This is a genomic window from Jiella marina, from assembly GCF_024359545.1.
GTDB lineage: Bacteria > Pseudomonadota > Alphaproteobacteria > Rhizobiales > Rhizobiaceae > Jiella.
The window spans coordinates 256,826-265,972 of record NZ_JAKQZG010000007.1 but is presented as its reverse complement, the minus strand read 5'-3'; the positions used below and the strand labels follow the sequence as shown (position 1 = coordinate 265,972).

The window sequence follows — 9,147 nt, the reverse complement described above, 5'->3', positions numbered from 1 at the left end:
TGGTGGTTGCGCGACATTGGCCTTCATCCGGATGGTCGCCATCATGGCAAAGGCCAGCATGACGAGACTGACATGGCGGTGCCAGCCATGCCATGAGCGGGTTTCGTTGTGATCGAGGCCAAGCTCGTTCTTGGCGGTCTCGAAACTTTCCTCGATCGCCCACCAGCGGATCACGTCTCAGGAAGTGGTGTAGCCGACGTTTGGCGTTGGCGATTGCGGCAACGTCGAGCTGACCAGTCTGTCATGCAGCGGGGAGGCTGATGATGGGATCATCGCAGACGGGAGCCAGAGATTCCAGCGCCATGTATCGCGAGCGCTGGACGGCCCATTCTTCGTTCTGTTCCATGAGGATGGCGCCGACGAGTGTTATTGGAAATCGCAACTGTAATGCTAGGCGCCGCTTGTATACCGTGGAACAATCGACGCTTTCCGGCTGACCTTGAGAGCGGCGGATGCCTCACTGCCATCCAGGGACACCCGCCATGTCCGGAAGTTCGTGAGCGATGCCCTTGTGGCAGTCGATACAGGTCTTCTGGTCTGTGAGAAGGAAGGTTTCGTGCGCTTCTTGTGCGCGGGGATTTTGCTGGGTGAGGTCCATCGAATCGGCCGAGTGACAGTTGCGGCATTCGAGCGAATCATTGTGGGTCATCCGAGACCATTCGCGGCTCGCCATAGCGAGTCTATGGTCGAGGAACTTCTCGCGCGTATCGATTGTGCCGAAGATCGCGCCCCAGACCTCCTTCGATGCCGCGACCTTGCGGGCGATCTTGTCGGTCCATTCGTGCGGCACGTGACAATCCGGGCATTGGGCTCTGACGCCGGAGGCATTCGACCAGTGCGGCGTCGTCTTCAGTTCGGTATAAACATTGTCGCGCATCTCGTGACAGGACACGCAGAACGCCTCGCGATTGGTGGCTTCGAGGGCGGTGTTGAACCCGCCCCAGAACAGGACCCCGGCGATGAAGCCGCCGAAGGTCAGGAAGCCCAGGCTGAAATGCACGCTCGGGCGGCGGAGGGTACGCCAGAACCAGCGGATCGGACCCAACATGATCAGCGCTGCCCGCTGGCGTTCTTCGGATGGATCAGATCGTCCAGATCGACGAAGTCATTCTCGACGAGGGGCGTGACCTCCTGCTGGCTGACATGGCATTGGGTGCAGAAATAGCGGCGCGGCGTGACGGCGGCGCGGAACTGGCCGTCGCGATCCATGAAATGGGTGATCGAGACCATCGGCGCGCCGCTCTCGCCCACCCGCGCGCGGGCGTGGCAGGAGAGGCATTTGTTGGAGTTGAGGTCGATCCGGTAGCCGGTGACGTCGTGAGGAATGATCGGCGGCTGCTCCGGATAGTTGCGGACCTTGCGGCCCGCGCCTTCCTCGAAATTCGCCATGGGCGGCGGCTCGGCATTGTCGGCCGGCGAGGTAGGCCCGCGCAAAGAGACGGGCTGCGCTAGAGCGGCGCCGAACAGGAAGGCGGTGGCGGCGAAGGCGAAAGCGGGGGCGAGACAGTGTTTCACGGCAAACCTCCTCAGACCTTCACCAGCTTGACAGCGCATTTCTTGAAGTCCGTCTGCTTGGAGATCGGGTCGGTCGCGTCGAGCGTCACCTTGTTGATGAGCTGGCTCGCGTCGAACCAGGGCACGAAGACGAGACCGCGTGGCGGCTTGTTGCGTCCCCTCGTCTCGACGCGGGTGACGATCTCGCCACGCCGGGAGACGACCCGCACTTCGGAGCCGCGCCGCATGTCGAGTTCGGCGGCATCGTCGGGATGCATGAAGCAGACGGCGTCGGGGAACGCGCGGTAGAGCTCCGGCACACGCTCGGTCATCGAGCCCGAATGCCAGTGTTCGAGAACCCGGCCCGTGGAGAGCCAGAACGGATATTCCTCGTCCGGACTTTCCGCCGGCGGCTCATAGGGCAGCGCGAAAATCCAGGCGCGGCCCTCCGGCTTGCCGTAGAAATCGAAGCCGGAACCGGGCGCTGCATAGGGGTCCGAGCCCTCGCGATAGCGCCACAGCGTCTCCTTGCCGTCGACGACGGGCCATCGCAGCCCACGCTCCTCATGATAGCGGTCGAAGGGCGCGAGGTCGTGCCCATGGCCCCGGCCGAAGCTCGCATATTCCTCGAACAGGCCCTTCTGGACGTAGAAGCCGAAATGCTCCGCCTCGTGATTGTCGTAGTCGGGCGATGTCTGGTCGAGGGGGAAGGCATCCACCTGGCCATTGGCAAAGAGGATGTCGAAGAGCGTCTTGCCGCGATGCTCCGGCATCCTGGCGATGAGTTCCTCCGGCCAGACCTCCTCGACCTGGAAGCGCCTAGAGAACTCCATGAGCTGCCAGAGGTCGGATTTCGCCTCGCCCGGCGCGGGCACCAGCTCGTGCCAGAGCTGGGTGCGCCGCTCGGCATTGCCGTAGGCGCCTTCCTTCTCCACCCACATGGCGGTGGGCAGGATCAGGTCGGCCGCCATGGCGGTGACGGTGGGATAGGCGTCGGAGACGACGATGAAGTTCTCCGGGTTGCGGTATCCCGGATAGGTCTCCTCGTTCATGTTGGGTGCTGCCTGGAGGTTGTTGTTCACCTGGATCCAGTAGGCGTTGAGCTTGCCGTCCTTCAGCATGCGGTTCTGCAGAACTGCGTGGTAGCCGGGCTTTTCGGGGATGGTTCCTTCGGGCAGCTTCCAGATGCGCTCGGCGGTCGCGCGGTGTTCCGGGTTCATCACCACGAGATCGGCGGGCAGGCGGTGGGCGAAGGTGCCGACCTCGCGGGCGGTGCCGCAGGCCGATGGCTGGCCTGTCAGCGAGAAGGGCGAATTGCCGGGGGTCGATATCTTCCCGGTGAGAAGGTGGATATTGTAGATGAGATTGTTGCACCAGACGCCGCGCGTGTGCTGGTTGAACCCCATCGTCCAGAAGCTCGTGACCTTCGTGTCGGGGTCGGCATAGAGCTCGGCGAGCGCCTCCAGCCGCTCCTTCGGCACGCCGGAAATCTCATGGGCCTTGTCGAGCGTATATTCGGAGACGAATGCGGCGAATTCCTCGAAGGTCATCGGCTCGGAATCATTGGCCGTCGCCGCGTTCGCCGCTGCCGCCTCGCGTGGGTGCTCGGGCCGCAATCCGTAGCCGATATCCGTCTGGCCACGGCGAAAGGTCGTGTGCTTGTCGACGAAGTCGCGGTTCACCCGCCCGGTCTCGATGATGTGGTTGGCGATGTAGTTGAGGATCGCGAGATCGGCATGGGGGGTGAAGACCACCGGAATGTCGGCGAGGTCGAAGCACCGGTGCTCGAAGATCGAGAGAACGGCCACCCTGACATGGGGTGCCGATAGCCGTCGGTCGGTCACCCGCGTCCACAGGATCGGGTGCATCTCCGCCATGTTCGAGCCCCAGAGGACGAAGGCGTCCGCCGCCTCGATGTCGTCATAGCAGCCCATCGGCTCGTCGACGCCGAAGCTGCGCATGAAGCCCGCCACCGCCGAGGCCATGCAATGGCGCGCGTTCGGATCGATATTGTTGGAGCGAAAGCCCGCCTTGTAGAGCTTCGAGGCGGCATAGCCCTCCCAGACGGTCCACTGGCCGGAACCGAACATGCCGACCGCCGTCGGTCCTTTCTCCTTCAGCGTTTCCTTGAACTTCTCGGCCATCACGTCGAAGGCCTCGTCCCAGGAGACCGGCTCGAATTCACCCTCCTTGTGGAAGACGCCATTGCGCTTTCTCAGGAGCGGCGTCGTCAGCCGATCCGCGCCATACATGATCTTGGAGAGAAAATAGCCCTTCACGCAGTTGATGCCACGATTGACCGGCGAGAGCACATCGCCATGGGTCGCCACCACGCGCTTGTCGCGCGTCGCCACCATCACCGAACAGCCGGTGCCGCAGAATCGGCAGGGCGCCTTGGACCATGTGAGCCCAGTCTCGTCGGCGTCGGTGACGAGGTTCGCGGCGCCCGCCGGCGTCGCGATGCCGGCAGCGGCGGCGGCCACCATGGCAGCCTGCGCCTTCAGCGCCTCGCGACGGGTGATCTCCGTGTCTGACATGATGGGTCGGCTCCCTTACGTCGAGACGCGGGGTGCGCCCGCATCGGTATGGTGGAACACGAGGCCGACGGACAGGACGCCGGCCAGCTTCGTGATTTTTTCGGTCGATCGGGCAAGCGCCGCATCGGTTTCCGATTCCAGGACGACGACGAGCTTGCCGCTCGCGTCCTCCGCGGAAATCTCGGCACCGCGCTCGGCCAGAATCGCGACCGCGACCGCCCGGAGGCGTTCCGGACGCACCTGGACGAAGAGGCTGGAGATGACGATCGGCTCAGCCATGGCGCGCCTCTTGCGCCGAAGCGCGAAGGGCGATCGCTTCTGCCGGGCAGATGCTGACGCACTCGCCGCAGCCGGTGCACAGGGCCGCGTCGATCGCGACATGGGCTCGGCCGCCGAGCGCGGGCCGGATCGACAGGGCGCCCGGCTCGCAGCTTTCCACGCAGCTGCGGCAATAGATGCCGCGGCTCGCAAGGCATGCCGCCCCGACCATGGCCAGGCCGGGCTGCGGTTTCGGCTGAAACTCGCCGCGAAGAAGGGCGCGGCGGCTGAGGTTGGCCATGATCACCCGGCCTCCGGCGGCGCCTCGACGACGCCGTTGACGAGATTGAAGATCCAGATCGCAAGGCCGAGACCGCCGATGCCGGCGACCACCAGGGCAGGAACGATGAGAAAGGCCAGAATGAAAAAGGCCGTGAACTCGCTGCGACGGCTGGCGGCTGGGGCTGCATGTTCCATAGTCGGCCGATCCTCCCGCGAAGCGCCGATCTTCGAAAGCTGCCCCATTCGGTAAAGCGAGGCTGCACGATCTGTCCTTGACGATCGTCAAGCTCAGCCCGAAATCAGGCCTGCCATGCTCAAACGCCTCTCGCCTTCCGATCACATCATCATGGCGAATACGCCGCTTCTCTCTGAGCTTCCGTCGGCCAAACGCGAAGCGATGGTGGCGGTCATGACGATTGTCGAAGCGCAGAAGCGCGAGATTCTGTTCACTGAGGGCGATGTCGCATCCGAATGTTTCATCGTGATCGACGGTTGGGTGCGCCTGTTCAGAATGGATCGCTCCGGGGCGGAGGCAGATATCGGCCTGTTTGGGCCCGGCCAGAGCTTCGCCGAGGCGGTGATGTTCCTGGGCGGTCGTTTTCCGGCATCGGCGCAGGTTGTCGAGCCGGCCCGGCTCGCGCGTCTGCCTCTAGAGGAGGTGCGCGGGCTTCTGAAGGACGACGCCGACCTCGCCATGGCGCTCCTGGGATCGTTGTCACTCCATCTGCATCGGCTGGTCGGAAGGGTGAGCAGCGATCGGTTGCAAAATGCCGAACAGCGGCTTTGCGCCTTTCTTCTCGAGAGCAGCGAGCCGGGACCAAGCGAATGCGCCGTTCGTCTTCCCTACGACAAGACAGTCTTGGCTGGCACGCTAGGTATGGCGCCGGAGGCATTGTCCCGAGCCTTCGCCGCGCTGCGCCCATTGGGGGTCAACGTCGAGGGCCGGGATATTGTGATCAGGAACCGGGCGACGCTGTTAAAACACCTCGATTGACGGCGTTCGGTGTGAAGGACTGCTCTCAGAGACCCTTGCCATTCCGTGCGATACGATCGTGTGCTTGGCCAGGACGAGAATATTAGGACGCGGTTTCCAGCGAACACAAAACTGCCTGTCTCCCTAACGGCTGCTACAAAGCCAGAAGCGATCAGACAGGGGTAGTTTGCGGGAGGGGGCGAAATCCTACCCTCTCATGACTGCCATCTGTGACGCGAGACGCATTTTACCTTGTCGCTGACCAATCGACCAGCGATGATCGATCCACCTTGGCAGGTGTGCCGCGTGCTCCTGATCGACGACGATTGATCAAGCGGAGACCTCGAAGTACCGGTATTTTTAGCGACGGCGGGCGGGCTGGACGGGCTGTAGCAGGCATGAACGGGTCGATCGGATGCGATTTCGGTCTTGTTGGTCGCCGATTTGGCGCTTGAAGGCGGCGTTTCCGGCGATTTCGCCGTCATGCAGGCGCAGTTCGCCCCTTGTGCCAGACGAAGCGTCGGAAGTTGTAGGTGAGATTGGCCATGCCGATTTTGATCTCGGCGCGCACGATGCCGATGGTGCGGATGACCAGACCCATCGGGCCCTTCTCGCAGGCGAAGACGTGCTCGACGCCCGAGCGGATCGTTGAGCGCCGCGCGTTGGCCTTGGAGGTGCGCTCGCTCATCGGCTTACCCTTCGGCTTCTTGCGGTGAATGTCCGAATTGAAGCCGTTCTCCCGCAGCCACTCTTCGTTCTTCTTTGATCGATAGGCGGTATCCGCCCAGACCGTCGAGCCGGTGTTGTTCTTGTCGAGGACGTTGGGGAGCTGCGCGCCATCATAGGCGGCGGCGTTCGTCGTCGACCATCCGCGGATGAAGCCGTGCCGGCGGTCGATCGCGATGTGGTTCTTGTAACCAAAGGCCGGAACAGCGATATCGACCCGCTTCTGGCCGTCATCAGCCGGCTTGGCCTTGGAGAACTTCACCGTCCAGCGGGCATCACGATCCTTCTGCCTCAGCTTGGCAGGCTTGTCCTTCCAGGCTTCAGGGACCTCGCCGGCCTTGATCGCCGCCTTTTCCTCTTCCGTATTGCGCTGCTTCGGCGCGGCGACGATCGTGGCATCCACGATCTGGCCGCCCATCGCCAGATAGCCGGCCTTGGCGAGATGCTTGTCGAAGCGCGCGAACAGGTTCTTGATCGCTCCGGCCTCGGCCAAGTGCTCGCGGAACAACAAGATCGTCTTGGCATCCGGCACCTTGTCGGCAAGCCCGAGGCCGAGGAAGCGCATGAACGACAACCGGTCCTGGATCTGAAATTCGGCCTGATCGTCCGACAGGTTGTAGAGCGCCTGCAGCACCAGGACCTTGAACATGAAAACCGGATCGTAGGGCGGCCTGCCGCCCTTGGCGCCGTCGGATCGCTTCAGCGCCTTCGACAAAGGCTTGCGGAACACCTCCCACGGCACGATCGCGTTCAACTTCTCCAGTGGATCGCCAGCTTCGCTCAGACGCCCGTAACGCTCGTCGATGTCCCAGAACCCTGGCTGTCCGCGCATCCATGCCCTCCCATCGCTTCGAAGGCGATGGAATCACAAAACGCCGCGCTTGGGGAGGTTTTTAGAGGCGTCCAAGCTCTCATCCGCGGGTTGGTTACCGCACGTCCCGTTTCCGTCGCTGGGCCTGCCTCACTCTAAGCTCGGGCGTTGGACGAACCTGCCCCACCGTACATCGAGGATTGCCCATCACAGTCGGGTGCCCGCGGCACGCCTGCCAAGGCTATGGTCCTGCCCATCGAAACGAGCAGAAATCCAACGACTTCAGGTCGCCTATGCCATCGGAGTGCGCCGTGCGATGTCCCAGGCGTAGCCAACCAATTCGCGAGCGATCGCCGTGTTCACCTTCGGTTGCGGCTTGCCGGCGGCCGATAGCCGTCGGAACCGCTGGCATAAACGAACCTGCGCCTTCCAGCCGATCGCCTGGATATCATCGGGAAGATCGGCAACACGCTGCCGGTAGCGTCGTTCTTCGCGTGCCGGCAACCGATAGGACCAACCAGCCTCGATCAGCATGGTCCTCGCATGGGCATTGCCCGCGCGTGTGATCCGTCCACGGTTCGTGCGCGCGCCGCTGGAATGCTCGGACGGTACGAGGCCGAGATATGCCATCAACTGCTTCGGGTTGGAGAAACGACCGAGATCGCCGACCTCGGCAATCAATGTTGCGGCGACGACGAGACGGACACCGCGCAGAACCTGAAGACTTCTCAGGACCGGCGCAAACCGCCAATTGGCTACGGCTTCCTCCAAAGCTTTTTCGAGCCGTTCGACGCGAGCCTGCCGTTCGAGAAGGCACCGCTTCAATTCCTCGAATACAAGTTGCTGATGAATAAAATCGAAGCGCTGCTCGGACAACCAGCGCCAATAGGTCTTGGTCCAGGCTGTTCGGCCAGGAAAACGTCGATCATGTCGCAGCAGAAACGAACGGACCGACTGCTTGGCGGCCGTAACCTCCTGCCTTGCACCGCGTCTCGCCCGCACGAGATCTCGGATAGCTTCATGGGCTTCATCAGGAACCCAAATCGCCTCGAGTTCTCCTGCCCTTAAGAGACGGGCGAGCGTCTGCGCATCGCGCCGATCGGTCTTGACGCGGTCGCCAGGGCGGCGAGGCATCATGGATGGGGCGATGACGATGCAGGATTGATCGAGCTTCTCCAAGTGGCGCTGAAGCCCGTAGCCGCAGGGACCGGCCTCGTAGCAAAACCGAAGCTCAATACCTGGACCATCAAGTTTCTTCACCAAACGCCGTACGGCCTCCTCTGTGTGAGCGATGACGCCGAGGTAGCGGATTTCACCTCCCGGCTCCCCGGCAGCTACCGCCACCGCGATCGTCTCCTTGTGAACATCAAGGCCGACATACTTTCTCTTTCCCTTCACGGCTCTTCTCCGTTGCTGACCCACTTCGTCAGCATCACAGATCCAAGCCCAAAGGGCCCCCGCAGTCATCGGGTCTCAGGATGCAGGTGTGTTCCACTGTGGACCGACTTCACAGCCGTCGTATCTCCATTGGTATCGATAACTCGGAATTATCGTGACCAACATCGAGAACTCGAGTGGCTCGGTCTTCTCCACCTCGCATTGGCTAAACAACCACTTTAGTATCAAGTCCCGAGGTCGGTTTCGCTATATGAGTTCGCGGAGATCGTGTTTTAGACTTCGGTTGCGCAAACGGTTCGTGGACGAGGCTTTTTGCCGAAATGGTGGGGGAGACAGGTCGTGTTGTCGGTCTCGATCGAGACACCGAACTGTTGCGAGCCGTTCCCGATAACTCCCGATTATCGAATTTGGCGTCGATGAGCGATCTCGGAGTAAATCCTCTCAAGGACATTGCCATGGGCCGCGCAGGTGTTACATTTGGCGTGGAGAGTCGCAGTCTGAAATCAAATATTTCAATAGTTTAGCAATATGCGGGCTTGCAGGTCGGAATCCTGCCGCCCCAGCCAAATCCAGCTAAGTCATTGAAATACTGATCGCTCCGTTCCAGCTGGGTAGACATTCCTCCAAGTGGGACACACGGCTGTGACACAACCCAAGTGACACGGAGT

Annotated in this window: 9 protein-coding genes and 3 pseudogenes; 2 read left to right on the top strand and 10 right to left on the bottom strand. The window is 62.1% G+C overall.

The features are described 5' to 3' along the window. The 8 genes and pseudogenes from MF134_RS14330 to MF134_RS14295 all read right to left on the bottom strand — a co-directional run. Window positions 1-162: pseudogene (locus MF134_RS14330) on the bottom strand (IS701 family transposase); the annotation flags it as partial. A 79-nt stretch (window positions 163-241) separates the two neighbouring features. After that, window positions 242-364 (bottom strand): annotated as a pseudogene (locus tag MF134_RS14325) (IS256 family transposase); the annotation flags it as partial. A 93-nt stretch (window positions 365-457) separates the two neighbouring features. Next, the gene (locus MF134_RS14320) at window positions 458-1,048 is read right to left on the bottom strand and encodes a NapC/NirT family cytochrome c (protein ID WP_255340145.1); all 591 of its coding nucleotides are present in this window, start codon (window positions 1,046-1,048) and stop codon (window positions 458-460) included. A 2-nt stretch (window positions 1,049-1,050) separates the two neighbouring features. Further along, complete coding sequence (locus MF134_RS14315; RefSeq protein WP_255340144.1) at window positions 1,051-1,554, bottom strand: nitrate reductase cytochrome c-type subunit; 504 nt, start codon at window positions 1,552-1,554, stop codon at window positions 1,051-1,053. Next, complete coding sequence (gene napA / locus MF134_RS14310) at window positions 1,527-4,031, bottom strand: nitrate reductase catalytic subunit NapA (RefSeq protein WP_255340143.1); 2,505 nt, start codon at window positions 4,029-4,031, stop codon at window positions 1,527-1,529. The genes MF134_RS14315 and napA overlap by 28 nt, the downstream gene beginning before the upstream one ends. A gap of 15 nt (window positions 4,032-4,046) precedes the next feature. Next, the gene (locus MF134_RS14305) at window positions 4,047-4,310 is read right to left on the bottom strand and encodes a chaperone NapD (protein WP_255340142.1); all 264 of its coding nucleotides are present in this window, start codon (window positions 4,308-4,310) and stop codon (window positions 4,047-4,049) included. Continuing rightward, window positions 4,303-4,590, bottom strand: coding sequence for a 4Fe-4S dicluster domain-containing protein (locus MF134_RS14300; protein ID WP_255340141.1), 288 nt, complete (start codon window positions 4,588-4,590; stop codon window positions 4,303-4,305). The genes MF134_RS14305 and MF134_RS14300 overlap by 8 nt, the downstream gene beginning before the upstream one ends. A gap of 2 nt (window positions 4,591-4,592) precedes the next feature. After that, complete coding sequence (locus MF134_RS14295) at window positions 4,593-4,766, bottom strand: nitrate reductase (protein WP_255340140.1); 174 nt, start codon at window positions 4,764-4,766, stop codon at window positions 4,593-4,595. A gap of 115 nt (window positions 4,767-4,881) precedes the next feature. Between MF134_RS14295 and MF134_RS14290 the strand changes: the two genes are divergently transcribed. Next, window positions 4,882-5,565 (top strand): Crp/Fnr family transcriptional regulator, encoded by a 684-nt coding sequence (locus MF134_RS14290; RefSeq protein WP_255340139.1) that lies wholly within the window; start codon window positions 4,882-4,884, stop codon window positions 5,563-5,565. 460 nt (window positions 5,566-6,025) lie between these two features. Here MF134_RS14290 and MF134_RS14285 read toward each other — a convergent pair whose 3' ends face one another. Both MF134_RS14285 and MF134_RS14280 read right to left on the bottom strand, forming a co-directional pair. Continuing rightward, window positions 6,026-7,102: an IS5 family transposase gene (locus MF134_RS14285; protein WP_255340138.1), complete on the bottom strand. Its 1,077-nt coding sequence runs from the start codon at window positions 7,100-7,102 to the stop codon at window positions 6,026-6,028. Between the two features lie 270 nt (window positions 7,103-7,372). Then, complete coding sequence (locus MF134_RS14280; protein ID WP_255340137.1) at window positions 7,373-8,479, bottom strand: IS110 family RNA-guided transposase; 1,107 nt, start codon at window positions 8,477-8,479, stop codon at window positions 7,373-7,375. Between the two features lie 269 nt (window positions 8,480-8,748). Here MF134_RS14280 and MF134_RS24030 point away from each other — a divergent pair. Further along, window positions 8,749-9,003 (top strand): annotated as a pseudogene (locus tag MF134_RS24030) (methyltransferase domain-containing protein); the annotation flags it as partial. Between the last annotated feature and the right edge of the window lie 144 nt (window positions 9,004-9,147).